This window comes from Deltaproteobacteria bacterium (genome assembly GCA_020848745.1).
Lineage (GTDB): Bacteria > Desulfobacterota > Binatia > UTPRO1 > UTPRO1 > UTPRO1.
The window spans coordinates 99156-116303 of sequence record JADLHM010000057.1 but is presented as its reverse complement, the minus strand read 5'-3'; the positions used below and the strand labels follow the sequence as shown (position 1 = coordinate 116303).

Sequence of the window (17148 nt, the reverse complement as noted above, 5' to 3'; positions counted from 1 at the left end):
GTTTCCGGTGGCAATGGCGGAGGTGTCACACCCGTTCCCATCCCGAACACGGCCGTTAAGCCCTCCAGCGCCGATGGTACTGCGTGGTCGCCACGTGGGAGAGTAGGACGCCGCCGGATCTCATGAAGAAGGCCCGGATTTCCGATTTGGAAGTCCGGGCCTTTTGTTTTTCGAGCTTGGAAGCTGTGGTAAGGCCGGAGCGAATGGGGGAATTCGCGTGAGCGGTGTAGGTGAGAAAGTCGGATTGCTCATGGTGGTCGGAGTCGTGCTCGTAATGTTCGGCTGCGTGGGGCGTTACACGCTGGACCGTAGACCGGTAAAACAGATTTCCGAGGCCGAGCGGAAGTCTCGTAGTCGGGCAGCATATGAGCGAGCGCGTGAGCGCGTGCGTGATGTCCGTGAAGGGATGTCGCCGGCGGAGGTCCAAGGGAGCCTGGGAGCCGTGATTGTGGTGGAAGAGGGGGAGGCGGGAGAGGGGGGGCAGCGGAAGTTGATGGACGGTTTCGTTTGCCGAGTGAATCCGGGGGTTCTTCGAGAGCGATGGCTGTTCGGGTATGACGAGGGGAACGTTCTTCTAGTGGGATTCGCGGTGGAATTCATGCGCGAGGATGCGAAGGACGACGACTGGACTGTCAAGCGGGTGGATCGTAGCCCGACTGACGATTGTCCGGTGGTGGGGGATACGTACCTGGACTGATCGGGCGGCCGAGACCGGCCCCGACACCGTGGTGGGGCTACTTCAAGGCCCCTCTTGATCGCGAGGCGAAAATAAGGCGAAACTGAGCCGGTGTCCTCCTTCCCGACCGCGGTTTCCGAGCGTGATCTGGCGGGGGAGGGAATTCCCCGCCCATGTCTACCGCGCGGGTTTCCAGCCTCGTTTTCCTCCATGGTGGAGCAATTCCCGTGTGGGGGAATCACGGAGATTTGCGGCGACGTTTCGTCGGGGAAGACCGCAGTCGCGTACGCCATCATTGCAGCTGCGCTTCGTGCCGGTGGTTTTGTTGCCTGGATCGATGTGTCGAATATGTTCGATCCGCGCTTCGCTCGAGAGGCGGGAATCGACGTAGATCGGGTGCTTTGGGTCGCGCCCGTCGACGATGTTGCCGCCGTACGTGCCGCCGAGCACGTGCTCGATGCTGGAGGCTTCCGTGTAGTCGTGCTCGACCTCGCTGGTCGGGGAGCTCCCGGGCGGTCACGACTCTCGATGGCCGCGTGGTGGCGCATCAATCGCGCTGCCGCCCTTCGACATGCCGCGATCATCGTGCTCGACGCCGTACGTTCGGTGGGGACGTTCGCCATGATGTCGCTCGAAATCAGTGCCGATCGCCGAGTCTTCGCTGGAGAAGGCGGCCCATGTCCCTCGTTCGAAGGCACTGCGAGCTGCGTGCGTGTTCGGAAGCTCAAGGGGGGGAGTCTTCCCGATCAGCCGTTGTCGTTGTTCTCGACGAAGGGCTGAGGCGTGCCGCGCATTGCGTGTCTTTGGATTCCTCGGGCGCCACTCGTCGCGCATCTTCGCGTGGAACCCGAGTTGGTTGGCGTGCCGCTGGTGATGGTCGAAACCGGCAATTCGCGGAGCGTGGTAGTCGCGACATCGGAATCTGCCGAACAGGCTGGAATCCTCATCGGAATGAAGGCATCCCAGGCGCGGGCGCTGTGCGACGGCCTCGTGGTGCGGGAAGCTCGTCGGGAGGTTCTTGCTGCGGCTGCATCGGCTCTAGGCGATGTCGCGCAAACCGTCAGCTCGCAAACGGAGCGCGAAGGGATCGATTGCGTTTTCGTCGATTGCCGGGGATCGGCTGTGTTGTGGCCATCCGAATCGGCGCTTGCGACTACCATGATCGCACGGGCTCGTCGGTGCGGACTGGAGGCCTGGGTTGGCATCGCCGACTCCAAGCTTGGAGCGTCGATCGCTGCGCGGGAGGGCGGCGGTGTGTGTATCGTCCCCGTGGGGGACGTCCGGAGATTCTTGGCTCCGCGGGCGATTGCACTGTTGGGCCCGGATCCTGCCACGGCTCACGCGTTGGCCACTTGGGGCATCCGATCGATCGGCGATCTTCTCGCGTTGCCGACCGCTGCGGTGGTGCATCGCCTCGGCGCGGCGGGTGTCGGGTTGATTCGGCGTGCGCGTGGCAAAGACGATGCTCCGGTGACGGCGCGGTCCTTGCCCTGTGTGTTCGAGGAATCTCTCGAGGTCGAGTATCCGGTCGATCGCATCGAGCCACTGCTCTTCGTGTTGCGGCGGCTGTTCGAATGTCTCCTGGCTCGACTCGAACTCTACGGGTTGGGATGCCAAGAGGTTCGTGTCGTGCTCGGTTCGGACCGGGGGGGGCGCGACGTGCGAAGCATACCTCTTGCTACGCCGACGACGGATCGGCGAACGCTGCTCATCCTGGTGCGAGCCCAACTGGAATCGCATCCGCCATCGTTCGCCATCGCCACGGTCGCGGTCGCCTGCGTCGCTTCCCATTTGCGGCCGACGCAGCTCGAGCTGTTTCGCGCGGCCGATCCGACGCCTGCTGCGCTCGCGGCTGTCGTCGCTCGATTGTCGATACTGTGCGGACAGGATCGCGTGGGTGTCCTGAGGGATGCGGGCACTCATCGTCTCGAAGCCTTGAGGATCGAGCCTTTTCCCGGTGCAACCTCGTCGGCCGCTGGGGTCCGGTCATTCTCGTCGCCGGCTGCCGCTCGGGTCGAGTCGTCGTCGGCATCGCCCATGGTGGCGGTCGTTCGTTTGGCCCTCCGTGCGTTTCGTCCGCCTGTGTCGGTCGAGGTCTTCAAGGGGCGTGACAGTCTCGAGCACGTGCGCGGTGCCGGTCGCCTGGGCGGACGTGTGCTCCATTGGGCGGGACCGTGGCGCGTGCGAGGCGAATGGTGGACCGACGATCCCTACGCGAGGGAGTATTACGACGTCGAGCTGAGCGACGGAGGGGTCTACCGGCTCTATCGCGACGTGCGATCCAGCACCTGGGTGGTCGACGGCGTGTATGACTGACGACTATGTCGAGCTTCGCGTTCGAAGCGCATTCAGCTTTCTGGCGGGGGCTTCGTTGCCGGAGGATCTGGTGGCCCGGGCGGCTGCGCTCGACATCGATACCGTCGCGATCGTCGACCGCGACGGCGTGTACGCTGCTCCGCGGGCTTTCCGTGCCGCGCGTGCCCGAGGATTGCGAGCGTTGGTGGGAGCGGACGTGGCAATCGATGGTCGCCGCTTCGCACTGCTCGTCGCGGAGCGGTGTGGGTATCGGAATCTCTGCCGGCTGCTGAGTCGCGGCAAGATGCGCGCGCCGAAGGGGCACTGTGCGCTCGGCTGGGAGGATCTCGAGGAGCACGCCGGCGGCATGATTGGTCTCGTTCCAGGCGACGACGGCACGATGCTCGCCGACCTCGCCGACGCGACGGGTGCCAACGCCCGCCTCGATCGGTTGCGTGCCATTCTCGGGGTCGAGAATGTCTACGTCGAGATCCATCGTCATTTCGAATGCCGTCAAGCTCGTGTGACGCGCCGGTTGATCGCCATGGCCGAGTCGTGTCGTGCGCCGCTCGTTGCCACCAACGACGTGATGCATGCACGTCCGGAAGATCGACGGCTTCTCGATATGCTCCGGTGCGTGCGTCTCAAGACGACGCTCGACGATGCGGGCCGATCGTTGGTTGTCAATGCGGAGCGTCATCTTAAGTCGGCACGTGAGATGGGCGAGATCTTCCGCGATGTTCCGGAAGCGATTCGCAATACCCGACAGATCGCCGAACGTTGTACGTTCACCCTGGAGAACCTCGGGTATCGGTTCCCGAGCGTCCCATTGCCTTGCGCCGCGAGCTCGATCTCGCATTTGCGGGCGTTGGTGGAGCGAGGCGCGCGTCGTCGCTACGGCGTGATCACCTCACGCATACGCAGGCAGCTCGAACACGAGATCGCCGTCATCGGGCGCCTCGATCTGGCTGGGTACTTCTTGATCGTCTGGGACATCGTCGAGTTTTGCCGGCAACAGGGAATTCTCGCACAGGGGCGTGGATCGGCTGCCAACAGCGTGGTGTGCTTCGCGCTCGGGATCACGGCTGTGGATCCGATCGGCATGGACCTGCTCTTCGAGCGATTTTTGTCCGAGGAACGTGGTGAATGGCCGGACATCGACATCGATTTGCCGAGCGGGGATCGGCGCGAGGCAGTCATTCGATACGTCTATCGGCGCTACGGTGCGCACGGGGCTGCGATGACCGCCAATGTCATCACCTATCGTTCGCGGAGTGCCGTTCGCGAGGTCGGCAAAGTGCTCGGGCTTGGGGCCGAGCCGGTGGCTCGGCTGGCGTCACTCCTTGGGGAGTTCGAGTTCCGAGACCGGGACGACGAGGTGCCGAGCCAGCTCGTCGCCGCCGGATTTGATCCAAAAGCGCCGCGCGTCCGCCTGTTGGTCGACTTGGTGCGACGCATGCAGGGATTGCCCCGGCATCTCGGGCAACATTCCGGCGGTATGGTGCTGGCGGCGGGGCGGCTCGACGAGGTCGTTCCCCTCGAGCCTGCGGCAATGCCCGGGCGGATCGTGGTGCAGTGGGACAAGGACGATTGCGCCGATCTCGGCATCATCAAAGTCGATTTGTTGGGACTCGGCACGATGGCCGTGCTCGAGGACGCGATCCCGCTGGTGCGCGAGCACGACGGTGTCGCTCTCGATCTCGCGCGGCTTCCGCAAAACGATCCTGCGGTGTACGCGATGCTGCAGCGGGCGGACACGATCGGTGTGTTTCAGGTCGAGAGCCGGGCTCAGATGGCGACGCTCCCGCGCCTCAAGCCCGCATGCTTTTACGATCTCGTGGTCGAGCTCGCGATCATTCGTCCGGGTCCCATCGTTGGGCAGATGGTGCATCCGTATCTCCGACGACGCGCCGAACGTGAGCCCGTGACGTATCCCCATCCTTCGCTGAAGCCGATTCTCGAGCGTACGCTCGGGGTGCCGCTGTTCCAGGAGCAGTTGCTGCGGATCGCGATGACAGTCGCAGGATTCTCCGGCGGCGAGGCGGAGGAGCTGCGCCGCGCCATGGGATTCAAGCGATCCGTCGAGCGCATGGCGCAGATCGAGGGGCGATTGCGCTCCGGCATGGCGGAGCGAGGAATCATCGGCGAGACGGCCGAGAGGATCGTTCGCGGCATCACGTCGTTTGCGCTCTATGGTTTTCCCGAGTCGCACAGCGCGAGCTTCGCGCTGCTCGCGTACGCGTCGGCGTATCTGAAGGTCCATCATCCCGCGGCGTTCTACTGCGCCATGCTGAACAATTGGCCGATGGGGTTCTATCACCCGACGACGTTGCTGAAGGATGCCGAACGACATGGAGTTGCGCTGCGCCCGATCGACGTGATGCATTCGGCGTGGCGGTGTACGATCGAAGGCGGTGCGCTGCGGATCGGCTTGCGTTACGTCGGTGGTCTCCGCGAGTCGGTGGGTCGTCGCATCGAGGACGAACGCCGACATGCTCCGTTCGCGACGCTCGGAGATCTCGTCACGCGGTCAGGATTGCGGGAGGATGAACGTCACCGCCTCGCTTTTGCTGGTGCGTGCGCAGCCTTCGGATCTCGACGTCGAGACGTTCTCTGGCAGTTGGCGGCGCTCGATCGCCATCCGGGCGCATTGTTGAACGTTGCGAGTTCTCGGTCGGTCGGTGTGGAGCGTAGGTCGCCGCTACCACCGATGTCGCCGATCGAGGAGACGCTCGCCGACTATGCGAGCATGGGCCTTACAATCGGTCCGCACGTCATGGCGCATTTTCGTGCGGAATTGCGTCGGCAGCGCGTCGTCTCCTGTGCCGACATCCGTGATATTCCTCACGGGCGATACGTGCGAGTCGCTGGGCACGTCATCGTCCGGCAGCGCCCGAGCACGGCCAAGGGCATGTTGTTCCTGACGCTCGAGGACGAGACCGGGATCTGCAACGTCGCAATTCGCCCGGAAGTATTCCGTGTATATCGTGGGGTGCTACACACGGCGCGATTGTTGCGTGTGGAAGGGCTACTCCAGAGCGTCGATGGGGTGGTGCACGTCCTCGGTCGGGCAGTCGTGCAGATCGAGATCGAGGGCCAGGTTCCACCCTCACATGGATTTCATTGAGCTCGAGCGTGATTGCACAGTTCGTCGCGAAGGGGCAGTAGCGACATCTGATCCGACGTTGCCGACGGGGATGGCCGGGCGCAACGACGGCGGTCGTGCGTGGCGGCCGCCTCCCGGCTCAGGAGAGCGGGCCGCCGACCGTCTTGAACTTGACGGTGAAGCCCTCGCCGATCGCGTTGCTCACGAAGTGGAGCACGCCGCTGATCTTCGCGGGGTTGAACGTGCCCTTGACGAACTTCACCTTGCCCTGGGCGAACACGTCGGCGAGCGGCCCGATCAGCGGAAGATCGTACTTGCCGGCCACCCAGAACTCGCCGTCCTGGGTGATCGCGCCCGTCAGCGACGCGGCCAGGTTGCCGTTCGGATTGGTCGCGACACGCAGGGTGAGGCTGCCGTCCATCCCGCGGCCGTCGAAGAAGAGGTAGAAACGGCCCGACCCGTCGTGACCCAGGACGTCGAGGAACTGCACGGAGTAGTCCGTCGCGTTCTCCCCGCGCAGGATCGCCGCCAGGATCTTGTCATTGACCTTTCCCCGGGCCGGCTTGAAGCCTGGTCCGACCGCGATGTCGGTCTGGACCGCCTTGCCTTTGATCGACAGCGGGAACACGAACGACGGCCCGACGCTCTGCGCGGGCTCGGGCCGGAACCAGATCGAGTAGGAGAGGACGAGGAGTAGGGCGGTGAGGAGTTTACGCATGTTGCCTCCGGATGGCACGGTTGGGACGTGAGGCCAGAGGTAGCAAAGAACGCCGTTCCCAGCCAAGGAGATTTTGTGGCGGGGTCGCGATGGCGCCGTGAGCTCGCGGTGCACGACTGGCTGGTCGGCGGCTTCGTGACCATGCTCGCCCTGGCGGCCCTCGCCGCCCACCCTCATCCACTGAAGGCGCGGGCCGCCGGCCGGATGGCCCTGCTGGCGGTCGTGGCTCTCGGCGCCATCGCCGGCGTCCGGGGCGGCCTGGTGACGGCCGCCCCGTTCGCCCCTCTCGTCTACCGCGCGGGCACGATCGGGGGCGTCCTCGGAGCCTACTTCGTGCTCCGCGATCTGGCTCCGGTGGTGAATCCGCGCGCCCTCGACGCGCGCTTGCTCGCGCTCGACGTGGCGCTGTTCGGCGGCGAGCCCGCGGTGTGGATCCAGCGCTTCGTCACGCCGGCGACGACGGAGTGGTTCTCGTTCTTCTATCTGAGCTACTTCTGGCTGCTCGCCTTCTACACGCTGTCGATTGCGCTCCGGGTCGACCACGAGCCGCTGATCGCCGAGTTCGCGACCGGCATGCTCCTCGTCTACTGCCTCGGGCAGACGCTCTATCTCCTGGTTCCGGGATTCGGTCCGTCGACCACGTTTCCGGAGCTGTTCGCGCACCCGCTGCCGCGCGGGCCGTGGCACGATGCCCTGCTGCGGACGGTCGCCGCCGGCGGGTCGCAAAAAGACATCTTCCCGTCGCTTCACACGGCGGGGCCGCTCTTCCTGACACTGTTCGCTTTCCGCCACCGCCGCGAGCGCTGGCTGCGGATCGCGTGGGCGCCGACCGGCTTCTTCGCCGCCAACATCGTGGTCGCGACGCTGCTCCTTCGTTGGCACTACGGGATCGACGTCGTAGCGGGGGCCGCCCTCGGACTCGGCGCGTTCGTCGCCGCGGTCCGTCTGCCGGCCGCCGAGGCGGCCCGGCGCCGCGCGCGCGGGGCGGCGCCGCTCTGGCCTCCCGTCACACCGATGCGGCGAGGGGCATCCGGTACAGACGCCAGGTCCGATCTCGCCTCCCGCCCATCGCTTCGATCGCCCGGTTGATGAGGACGTTGTCTTCGAGCGTCCAGCTCACCTCGCCGCCGCCCAATCCGATCTGCCGGGCGCGGAGCGCGGTCTCGATGCAGAGCAGCGATTCGAGACCGCGCTTCCGGTACGCGGGACGGATGCCGAGCAGGATCAGCCGCGCGTGACGGATGTGACGGAGGCCGAACGCGAAGCGCACCCATCCGAAGGGAAAGAGCCGGCCGTTCCGCGGTGCGATCTCGTTGGCGTCGGGCAATGAGATCGCGAAGCCGACGGGCTGACCGTGCACCTCGACGATCAGCGCGAGCTCCTCGCGGAGGATCGGGCGTGCGCTCTCGGCCGTCCACCCGAACTCCTCCCTGGTGATCGGACTGTACCCCCAGTTGTCGCGCCACGCCTCCTGATAGATGTCGAACATCAGCGCCCACTCGTCGCGATAGCGGCGCCGCTCGGCGTGGCGGATCACGACGTCGGCGCGCGCCTTCAGGCGCTCGGCGAACGCCGCGATCCGCGCACGCCCCGGCTCCTCGAAGCCGGTCGTGACGTCCATCCACCACCCGTAGAGATCCTTCACGCCGCGGCAGCCGAAACTGGTGAGCAGCGCCTCGTAGTACGGCGGATTGTAGCTCGTGCCGAAGGTGGGACGACGCGTGAAGTTCTCGACCAGGAGGCCGCATTCCTGGTTGGTCGTGAAGCTCATCGGGCCGATCATCTCCGTTGCCCCCCGCGCCGCGTGCCGGCGAACGGCCGCCGCGAGGAGTGCGTGCGCTACGGCGGGGTCGTCGATGCTCTCGAAGAAGCCGAACCACCCGGTGCCCGTGCCGTGGAGGCCGTCGTACAGACGGTCGACGTGAGCCGTGATGCGGCCGACGTCGCGGCCGTCGCGGCGCGCGATCCACGCCTGGATCTCGAGGTTCGCGAGCCCGGGATTGACGTCGGGGTCGAGGAACTTCAGGCGCTCGCCGCGCAGAGGCTCGACGTAGCACGGATGGTCGCGATAGATCGGCGCCGCCACGTCGAGGAAGCGGCGCCGATCCGAGCGGCGCCGCAGATCGACGACGTCGATCGCGACCGGCGACGCCACGCTCAGAACCCGTACGACGCCTTCAGCTCCGGGTCCTTCTCGGCCAGCATCTTGGCGAGGTTCACCATGACCTTGCACTGCTTCCAGGTCGCGTCGTCCTGCATCTTGCCATCGAGCATCATGACGCCGCGGCCGTCGGGCATCGCCTCGAGTACCTTCTTGGCGAACGCCACCTCGTTCGGCGGCGGGCTGAACACCTTCTTCGCGATCGCGATCTGGTTCGGGTGCAGCGACCACGCGCCGACGCAGCCGAGCAAGAACGCCGCGCGGAACTGATCCTCGCATCCGAGCGAGTCCGCGATGTCGCCGAACGGGCCGTAGAACGGCAGCGCTCCCGTCGCGGCGCAGGCGTCGACCATGCGCGCGATCGAGTAGTGCCACGGATCCTGTTGCGCGGTCGGCCGCGGCGCATCCGGGTTCTTCGGATCGGGATCGTTGCGCACGAGATACGCGGGGTGGCCGCCGCCGACGCGCGTCGTCTTCATGCGGCGCGACGCCGCGAGGTCGGCCGGACCGAAGCTCACGCCCTGCATGCGCGGACTCGCGGCGCAGATCTCTTCGACGTTGGCGACGCCGAGCGCGGTCTCGAGGATGGCATGGATCAAGATCGGCCGCTGCACCTTGTGCTTCGCCTCGAGCTGGGCGAGGAGCCGATCGATGTAGTGGATGTCCCACGCGCCCTCGACCTTCGGGATCAGCATGACCTCGAGCCGGTTGCCGATGCCCGCGACGAGCGCCGAGACGTCGTCGAGGCACCACGGCGAATCGAGCGAGTTGACGCGGGTCCAGAGCGGCGTCCCCCGGAAATCGACCTCGCGCCCGATCGTGACCAGGCCCTCGCGCGCCGCGACCTTGCGGTCGGCTGGGGTCGCGTCCTCGAGGTTGCCGAGGAGGATGTCCGCCTGGAGGGCCAGCTCGGGCACCTTGGCCAGCATCTTCGGGTTCGACGGATCGAAGAAATGGATCATCCGCGACGGCTTGATGGGGATCTCGCGCACCGGCTCCGGCGCGCCGAGGGCGAGGGGCTTGAAGAAGTCACGAGGGGATCGCATCGGGCCTTCCTACTTCGTTCGCCGCGTCTCCGCCAGTTTGCGGCGGCGGGCGATCAATCCTTCTTCGTGGTCAGCGGCGGCGTATCGTCACGCCGCGCCGGGGTGCGCGGGCAGCAGCCCGGTCGTCGCCAACGCTTCCACCAGGAGATCGCGCACGGCGTTCTCGAAGAGGAAGGACACGTGGCCGCCGTTGTAGAGCAGCAAGCGCGGCTCGCCCCAATGACGCCAGAGCGCGCGCGTCTGACCGGGCGGGGCGAGCGTGTCGCCGGCGGCGCCGAAGACGAAACGGCGCGGTTTCGCGACGCGCGGAGCCATGGCGAGCGGCGACACGACGCGCAGCACGGTCGCCACGTGGTCCCACGGGAATCCGAGGCGCTCGGTTGCCTGCACCAACGGCCCGCGCAAGTTCCAGCGCATCAACTCGCCGAAATCGACGGCGGGAATGCCGATGATCACACAGTCGAGCGCCGACTCGAGCGACGCCAGGAGCGCCGCCGTGGAGCCGCCGAGCGAGAGGCCGTAGACCGCGATCGCGGGCGCCCCCTCGCGCCGCAGCCAGTCGATCAGGCGGCGCGTGTCCCACACCGCTTGCGCCACGGCGTGCACGGTGTCGATGAAATCGCCGGTCATGAACCCGTCGCCGCCACGACGTCCGGCGCGGCGCGGACCGTGGAAGGGGACGACCGGAATGGCCACGTTGACGCCGAGAGAACGATGCAGCCAATGGGCGCGGAAGCCGAGGAAATCGACGGCCGGATCCCCCATGCGATAGGCCGCCGCGCAGACGACCCACGGCCGGGGCGGACCGGGATGGCGCAGCAGCCACGCGTGCGCCGTTCGATTGGGCTCGATCCCGAGCCAGCGTTCGCGTCCGGGCTCACCCTCGACCGGCTCGTAGCCGCTCTCGAAGCGCAGATGCTGGTAGGGCCCGCGGCGTGTCGCGAGATCGACGAGGGAGACTTCGTGCAGCGGGGGCGGAGTTCGATGATACGCGGCGGGGTCGTCGAGCCAGCCGTGCGCATGGAAGAACGCGACGCTCTGCTGCATCTCCGAACGCAACCGTACGCCGTCGAAAAACGCCGACGGTCCCCCCGCCAGGAGCTCGCTCGCGAAGAACAACTCGTCGGCCGCCATCTTGAGGCGCCGGCTCCACCCGTGACCCGTCGCGTTGGGAGCCGCACCGGCCTCGTCGTCGGGCTCGGCGAGCCAGCGCAGGCCGAGGACGAACGGCAATGCCACCGACCGCACCATCAACTCGGCACCGTGGCTCACCCACGAGGACATGTGAGGACGCGTCTAGCATCGTCGGCGCCGGCCCGGCAATGGGCGTCGCGGCACGCTCGTCGTCCTTGACTCGTGCACCACGCTGTCTTACGCCCGCGCCGTGAGCTCCCCGTACTATGCGCGCCTGTCGGCGCAGGATTACTCGTTTCTGGTCTTCGAGACGCCGACCGTGCACATGCACGTCGCGGCGACGCAGATCTTCGAGGCCGGACCGCTCAAGACCGCCGAGGGGGGGATCGACATCGGCGCGTTCAAGCGCGCCATCGCCGCGGTCCTCCATCGGATCCCGCGCTACCGCCAACGCCTGGCCTGGATCCCGATCGAGGCTCATCCGGTCTGGGTGGACGACCGTCAGTTCAACCTCGACTACCACATCCGTCACACGGCGCTGCCGCGTCCGGGCGGAGAGGAGGAGCTGCGGCGGCTCTCGGCCCGGGTGATGGCGCAGCAGCTCGATCGCGCGCGCCCGCTCTGGGAGACCTGGGTCGTCGAGGGTCTTCAGGGCGATCGCTTCGCGGTCATCAACAAGATCCACCATTGCATGCTCGACGGACAAGCGGGCGTCGACCTGGCGCAGATCCTGCTATCGCCGTTCGCCGAATACGAGCCGAAAGAAGCGCCGCAATATGTCCCACGAACGCCGCCGACCGGCGCGAAGCTCCTGCGCGACGCCGCGCTCCGGCGTCTGATGCTGCCGCTCCAGGCGATCCGGGGTCTCGGCCAGCTGTGGAGCGAGACCGCGAACATGGGAAGCGAGCTTCTGGTGCGGGTGCGTGCCGTCGCCGATCTCCTCGGGTGGGCCGTACGTTCGGCGTCGGAGACGCCGCTCAATGGCCGCCTCGGCCCCCACCGGCGCTTCGACTGGCTGAGCATGCCGCTCGCGGATTTCAAAGCGGTGGCCAAGGCGCTCGGCTGCACCATCAACGATCTGGTGCTGGCGACCGTCGCCGGCGCCGTGCGTGAGTTCCTGATCGTACACCACCTCCATCCCGAGGAGGTCGATTTCCGCGTCTCGGCACCGGTGAGCGTCCGGCGCGAGGCCGAGCGGGGTCGGCTCGGTAATCGCGTGTCGTCGTGGATTCTGCGGCTGCCGATCGGCGAGCCCGATGCGGCGCTCCGCTTGTCGGCGATCCGGCACGCGACCCAGGACCTCAAAGCGACGAACCAGGCGCTCGGGGTCGAGACGATGATGGCGATCGCCGAGTGGACGCCGACCGTCCTGCTGTCGCTCGGCGCGCGCGCCGCCGCGGGTCCGATCAACATGATCGTCACCAACGTCCCGGGGCCGCAGTTTCCGCTCTACATGCTGGGCGCGCGCCTCCTCGAGCTCTACCCGCAGGTGCCGCTCCTCGAGAACACCGGCCTCGGCGTCGCCATCTTCAGCTACGACGGCACGCTCTTCTGGGGATTCAACGCCGACTACGAGCTGGTTCCCGATCTGCGGAGCTTCGTGAAGGCGATCCACGGCTCGTTCCGCGGCCTCGCCGCGCTCGCGAAGGATGCCCGAACGGCGCCGGCCGCCGCACCCGAGGCGGCAGACCACGGGGACGTGGCGCGGAACCGCGCCGGGGCGGGTTCCTAGCGCCGCCGCTGTCCGCACGCATGGCCCCCGACGGGACGATCGAACGCTTCTTCCCGCCGTCGTCACGCGCCTGAAGATTCCAAGTGCTTCGCCCCCGTGCTAAGGGGCGCCCGGCTTCACGACGCCGCCGGGGGGAATCGCATGCAGTTGTTCGACAAGATCGCGCTCGTCACTGGCGCCGCGCGCGGGCTCGGCCGGGCGATCGCGCTGGCCCTCGCCCGTGAAGGCTGCGACGTCGTCGTCTCCGATCTGGCGCCGACGGGCGGGGGCGGCGTAGGCTATGCGCTCGCCGGTGCCGGGGATCTCGACGCCACCGTGGCCGCCGTCAGGGCCTGTGGGCGCCGCACGCATGCCGTCTGCGCCGACGTGACCAAGGCCGAGGACGTCGAGCGCATGGTGGCCGCCGCCGTCGAGGCCATGGGCGGTCTCGACATCCTGGTCGCCAACGCCGGCATCATCGCCGCCGCACCGGTGGCGGCGATGGACGAGGCCGTCTGGGATCGGGTCTTCGCGGTCAACGTGCGCGGGGTCTTCCTCTGCGCCCGTGCCGCCATCCCCCATCTGGCCGCGCGAGGAGAAGGCCGCATCGTCAACGTGGCCTCGGTGGCGGGCAAGACCGGCCGCGCCGGTCTTTCGGCCTACTGCGCCTCCAAGGCCGCCGTCATTTCCTTCACCCAATCCCTGGCCGAAGAGCTCGGCCCCGCGGGGATCAGCGTCAATGCGCTCTGTCCGGGCTTCATCGCGACCGCGATGTGGACCGAAGTCCTGAACCCGATGCTGGCGGCGATGACCGGAGTGCCCGTCGAGAGGGTCTTCGAAGAGTTCATCGCGCGGAGCACCTTCACCAAGCGGGAGCAGACGCCCGAAGAGATCGCCGCCGCGGCCGTGTTCCTCTGTCGGGCGGAGAACGTCACCGGCACGACGCTCACGGTGGCCGGCGGCGGCGAAGTCCACTGAGGGAGGCGGACCATGGAACCGACGGAAGAGATCCTGCTGGTCGCCTATCGCACGATGCGTACGATCCGCAGCTTCGAGGAGAAGCTCGTCGAATTGGTCACCCGTGGCAAGCTCGGCGGCTTCCTCCACACGTACATCGGAGAGGAAGCGGTGGCGGCCGGGGTCTGCGCCAACCTGAAGGAGAACGACCACGTCGCGTCCACGCATCGCGGCCACGGCCACTGCATCGCCAAGGGCGTGGACGTTCGCGGTATGATGGCGGAGCTGTTCGGGAGCAGCAGCGGGATCTGCCGGGGGCGTGGCGGCTCCATGCACATCGCGGACCTCGAAAAGGGCATGCTCGGCGCCAACGGCATCGTCGGCGCCGGCATTCCGCTCGCCACCGGCGCCGCGCTCACCGCCAAGCTCAAGAAGACCGGCGGCGTGGGCGTCGCGTTCTTCGGCGACGGGGCCTCCAATCAGGGTGCTTTCCACGAATCGCTGAACATGGCGGCGAACTGGAAGCTGCCGGCCCTCTACGTCTGCGAGAACAACGGGTGGGGAGAGTTCACGCCGACCGAGTTCGTCGTTCCGGTCGAAGACATCGCTGAACGCGGACGTTCCTACGCCATGCACAGCCTGATCGCCGACGGCATGGACTTCTTCGACGTCTACGCCAAGTCCGGAGAGGCGATCGCCAGGGCGCGGCGGGGTGAAGGCCCCACCTTGCTCGAGTGCAAGACCTATCGCTTCGCCGGCCACTACGTCGGTGACACGCTCGTCTACCGGAGCAAGGCGGAGGCCGACGAGTGGATCACCCAACGCGACCCGCTGCGGCTCTTCGAGACCCGCGTCACCGGCGAAGGCCTGATCGCCGTCGAAGACCTGCGGCGGATCGACCGCGAAGTCGGCGAACGCATCGCCGAAGCGGTCGGCGTCGCCGAGGCGGCGCCTTTCCCCGATCCCGGCGAGCTCCTGCGGGACGTGTACGTCACGGAGGAGGCGGGGCGATGAGAGAGATTCCCACCGCCTTCGCCATCGCCGAGGCGTTGCGGATCGCCATGGCGAGCGACTCCGACGTCGTCCTCATGGGCGAAGACGTCGCCGGCGGCGGACGCCGTCCCGAAGGCACCGAGGAGATGGGCGGCATCATGAGCGTGACGCGGGGGCTCGTCCGGGAGTTTCCGAACCAGGTCCTCGATACCCCGATCAGCGAGATGGGCATCCTCGGCACGGCGGTCGGGGCGGCGGTCACGGGTCTTCGTCCCGTGGTGGAGCTGATGTTCATCGACTTCCTCGGGACCTGCCTGGATCCCTTGCTGAACCAGGCCTCCAAGTTCCGCTACATGTTCGGCGGCAAGGCCCGCGTTCCACTCACCGTGCGCACCGTGACGGGCGCGGGCCTGCAGGCGGCGGCGCAACACTCGCAGTCGTTGTACTGGATGACGGCCGGGATTCCGGGCCTCAAGACCGTGATTCCCTCCAACGCCGCCGATGCCAAGGGCCTGCTGCTGGCGGCGATCCGCAGCGACGATCCGGTGATCTTCTGCGAGCCCAAGGGGATCCTGTTCCTGTCCGCCGACGTCCCCGAAGGCGACTACGAGGTGCCGATCGGCAAGGCCAAGGTGGTGCGGGAGGGAAGCGACGTGTCCTTGGTCGGCATGGGGGCGACGGTGGGGATGGCGCTCGCGGCGGCCGCGGAGTTGGCGCGCGACGGTGTCAGCGCCGAAGTGCTGGACTTGCGCTCGCTGGCGCCTCTCGACGAGGACGCGATCCTCGCCACCCTCGCCAAGACCGGCCGCCTGGTCGTCGTCGACGAGGCCACGCCTCGCTGCGGCATCGCCAGCGACGTCGCGGCGCTCTGCGTCGACCGCGGGTTCGATTTCCTGAACGGTCCGGTGAAGCGGGTGACCGCGGCGATGTGTCCGGTGCCGTTTTCCCGCGTCCTCGAGGAAGCCTACATGCCCTCCTCGGCCCGCATCGTCGAAGCGGCGCGCGCGCTTCTTTGAGCAGGGAGGGCGCGGTGGCGATCGCGATCGCAATGCCCAAGCTCGGCATGACGATGCAGGAGGGCATGGTCGTCGAGTGGGCGGTCGGCATCGGTGGAGTCGTCGAGAAGGGGCGCACCGTCGTCGTCATCGAATCCGAGAAGGCCCAGGTCGAGATCGAAGCCACCGACTCCGGGGTGCTGCGCCACGTCTACGTCGAGGCCGGTGAGACGGTTCCCTGTGGCAGCCTGCTCGCCGCGATCACCGCGTCCATGGCGGAGCCCTTCGACGCCGAGGCATTCCGCCTCGCCAACGATCGTCCCCTCGCGCCTGCTGAGCCGGCCGGGAACCCACCGGACGTCTCGTCCGTTCGTCGCGAGGCCGCGTCCCTGCTCGCCTCGCCGCCACGAGGCGGCGCGGCTCCGGCCACACCGGCTGCGCGCGCGCTCGCCCGCAGCCTCGATGTCGATATGGCGGCGGTGGTCGGCAGCGGCCCCGGCGGACGCATCACGCGGGAAGACGTCGACGCCTTCGCGGCGCGGCGCGCGCGGCTTTTCGGCGTCGCGGCCGGAGTGAGCTTGGAGGTGCTGCGCCACGGCGGCGGCCGACCCGTTCTCCTGCTCCCCGGCTTCGGCGTCGGTGTGGCGAGCCTGGCACCTCAGATCCAGGCGCTCACCGAGAGCGGCGAGTTCGAAGCCATCGGGCTGCATCCCCGCGGAGTCGGTGCGTCGGACTCTCCGATGGGAGACGTCTACGACGTCGCCACGGCGGCGGAAGACGCGGCGGCGCTCACCGCCTCGCTGTCGGGTCCGGTGCACGTCGTCGGCGCGAGCCTCGGCGCCGCGATCGCGCTCGAGATGGCGCTGCGCTTTCCCGAGCGCGTGCGCTCCCTCGCGCTGGTCACGCCCTTCGTCGTCGCATCCGCGAGGCTGCTCGCCGTCGTCGACGCCTGGAGGGCGGTGTCGCGTCGGGCAGGCAGCGACGTGCTGGCGCGCACGCTGCTGCCGTGGCTCTTCTCCGAGCGCACGCTCGCCGATGCCCCGCTGCGCGAGCGCATGCGGCGCGGCCTCTCCGCCGCCGTGTCGGTCGTCCCGCCCGACGCGCTCGACCGGTGGGCCCGCGGCATCGCTTCCTGGTCGGGGGCGCGCGCCGCGAGCGTCTCCGAGCTCCGGGTGGCTACCCTGGTCATCGCGGCCGGCGCCGATCTGCTGACGCCCGATAGCAAGGCCCTGGGCCTCGCGATTCCCGGCGCCACCCTGTGCATGCTCGAAGACGTCGGTCACGCCGCGGCCTCCGAGGCGGCCGACGCCGTATGCGCGGCGCTCCTGCCCCACCTTCGCGGAGCCTGATCCCGAA

The 17148-nt window shown here is 67.7% G+C and carries 14 protein-coding genes and 1 rRNA gene; 11 read left to right on the top strand and 4 right to left on the bottom strand.

Translation table 11 applies throughout. The features are described from left to right. The first annotated feature begins 3 nt into the window (after positions 1-3). From rrf to IT293_08885, 5 genes are all read left to right on the top strand, one after another. Positions 4-119 (top strand): 5S ribosomal RNA (gene rrf / locus IT293_08905). A gap of 131 nt (positions 120-250) precedes the next feature. Further along, positions 251-697 carry a hypothetical protein gene (locus tag IT293_08900; protein MCC6764767.1) on the top strand — a complete coding sequence of 149 codons (447 nt, stop codon included), beginning with the start codon at positions 251-253 and terminating at the stop codon, positions 695-697. Between the two features lie 189 nt (positions 698-886). Further along, on the top strand, positions 887-1456 hold the full coding sequence (locus IT293_08895; protein ID MCC6764766.1) for a hypothetical protein: 570 nt from the start codon (positions 887-889) through the stop codon (positions 1454-1456). Positions 1457-1516: 60 nt separating this feature from the next. Beyond that, positions 1517-2992: a DNA polymerase Y family protein gene (locus IT293_08890; GenBank protein MCC6764765.1), complete on the top strand. Its 1476-nt coding sequence runs from the start codon at positions 1517-1519 to the stop codon at positions 2990-2992. Further along, entirely contained in the window at positions 2985-6098 is a 3114-nt protein-coding gene (locus IT293_08885; GenBank protein MCC6764764.1) for an error-prone DNA polymerase, read from the top strand. Before IT293_08890 ends, IT293_08885 begins: the two co-directional genes overlap by 8 nt. 118 nt (positions 6099-6216) lie before the next feature. On the opposite strand, the gene IT293_08880 is transcribed toward IT293_08885, so the two are convergent. Further along, on the bottom strand, positions 6217-6795 hold the full coding sequence (locus IT293_08880) for a hypothetical protein (GenBank protein MCC6764763.1): 579 nt from the start codon (positions 6793-6795) through the stop codon (positions 6217-6219). Between the two features lie 75 nt (positions 6796-6870). Here IT293_08880 and IT293_08875 point away from each other — a divergent pair, with 75 nt between their 5' ends. After that, positions 6871-7884: a phosphatase PAP2 family protein gene (locus IT293_08875; protein MCC6764762.1), complete on the top strand. Its 1014-nt coding sequence runs from the start codon at positions 6871-6873 to the stop codon at positions 7882-7884. On the opposite strand, the gene IT293_08870 is transcribed toward IT293_08875, so the two are convergent. The 3 genes from IT293_08870 to IT293_08860 form a co-directional block, all read right to left on the bottom strand. Next, positions 7802-8950 carry an N-acetyltransferase gene (locus IT293_08870; GenBank protein ID MCC6764761.1) on the bottom strand — a complete coding sequence of 383 codons (1149 nt, stop codon included), beginning with the start codon at positions 8948-8950 and terminating at the stop codon, positions 7802-7804. The two genes, IT293_08875 and IT293_08870, sit on opposite strands and share 83 nt — an antisense overlap. 2 nt (positions 8951-8952) lie before the next feature. Continuing rightward, on the bottom strand, positions 8953-10002 hold the full coding sequence (locus tag IT293_08865; GenBank protein ID MCC6764760.1) for a CoA ester lyase: 1050 nt from the start codon (positions 10000-10002) through the stop codon (positions 8953-8955). 87 nt (positions 10003-10089) lie between these two features. After that, entirely contained in the window at positions 10090-11286 is a 1197-nt protein-coding gene (locus IT293_08860; protein ID MCC6764759.1) for an alpha/beta hydrolase, read from the bottom strand. 100 nt (positions 11287-11386) lie between these two features. On the opposite strand from IT293_08860, the gene IT293_08855 reads away from it, so the two are divergent. From IT293_08855 to IT293_08835, 5 genes are all read left to right on the top strand, one after another. Beyond that, positions 11387-12868, top strand: coding sequence for a wax ester/triacylglycerol synthase family O-acyltransferase (locus IT293_08855; GenBank protein MCC6764758.1), 1482 nt, complete (start codon positions 11387-11389; stop codon positions 12866-12868). Positions 12869-13015: 147 nt separating this feature from the next. Further along, on the top strand, positions 13016-13825 hold the full coding sequence (locus IT293_08850) for an SDR family oxidoreductase (protein MCC6764757.1): 810 nt from the start codon (positions 13016-13018) through the stop codon (positions 13823-13825). A 12-nt stretch (positions 13826-13837) separates the two neighbouring features. After that, positions 13838-14818 carry a thiamine pyrophosphate-dependent dehydrogenase E1 component subunit alpha gene (locus IT293_08845; protein ID MCC6764756.1) on the top strand — a complete coding sequence of 327 codons (981 nt, stop codon included), beginning with the start codon at positions 13838-13840 and terminating at the stop codon, positions 14816-14818. Then, on the top strand, positions 14815-15813 hold the full coding sequence (locus IT293_08840) for an alpha-ketoacid dehydrogenase subunit beta (GenBank protein MCC6764755.1): 999 nt from the start codon (positions 14815-14817) through the stop codon (positions 15811-15813). Before IT293_08845 ends, IT293_08840 begins: the two co-directional genes overlap by 4 nt. Positions 15814-15827: 14 nt before the next feature. Then, positions 15828-17141, top strand: a complete 1314-nt coding sequence (locus IT293_08835; GenBank protein MCC6764754.1) for an alpha/beta fold hydrolase — start codon at positions 15828-15830, stop codon at positions 17139-17141. Positions 17142-17148: the final 7 nt, after the last annotated feature.

Bases quoted from the DNA above. Each gene is read 5' to 3' on its own strand.
- IT293_08865 (MCC6764760.1), bottom strand. From the start codon at position 10,002: ATGCGATCCCCTCGTGACTTCTTCAAGCCCCTCGCCCTCGGCGCGCCG.
- IT293_08885 (MCC6764764.1), top strand. From the start codon at position 2,985: ATGACTGACGACTATGTCGAGCTTCGCGTTCGAAGCGCATTCAGCTTT.
- IT293_08845 (MCC6764756.1), top strand. From the start codon at position 13,838: ATGGAACCGACGGAAGAGATCCTGCTGGTCGCCTATCGCACGATGCGT.
- IT293_08895 (MCC6764766.1), top strand. From the start codon at position 887: ATGGTGGAGCAATTCCCGTGTGGGGGAATCACGGAGATTTGCGGCGAC.
- IT293_08840 (MCC6764755.1), top strand. From the start codon at position 14,815: ATGAGAGAGATTCCCACCGCCTTCGCCATCGCCGAGGCGTTGCGGATC.
- IT293_08880 (MCC6764763.1), bottom strand. From the start codon at position 6,795: ATGCGTAAACTCCTCACCGCCCTACTCCTCGTCCTCTCCTACTCGATC.
- IT293_08860 (MCC6764759.1), bottom strand. From the start codon at position 11,286: ATGTCCTCGTGGGTGAGCCACGGTGCCGAGTTGATGGTGCGGTCGGTG.
- IT293_08900 (MCC6764767.1), top strand. From the start codon at position 251: ATGGTGGTCGGAGTCGTGCTCGTAATGTTCGGCTGCGTGGGGCGTTAC.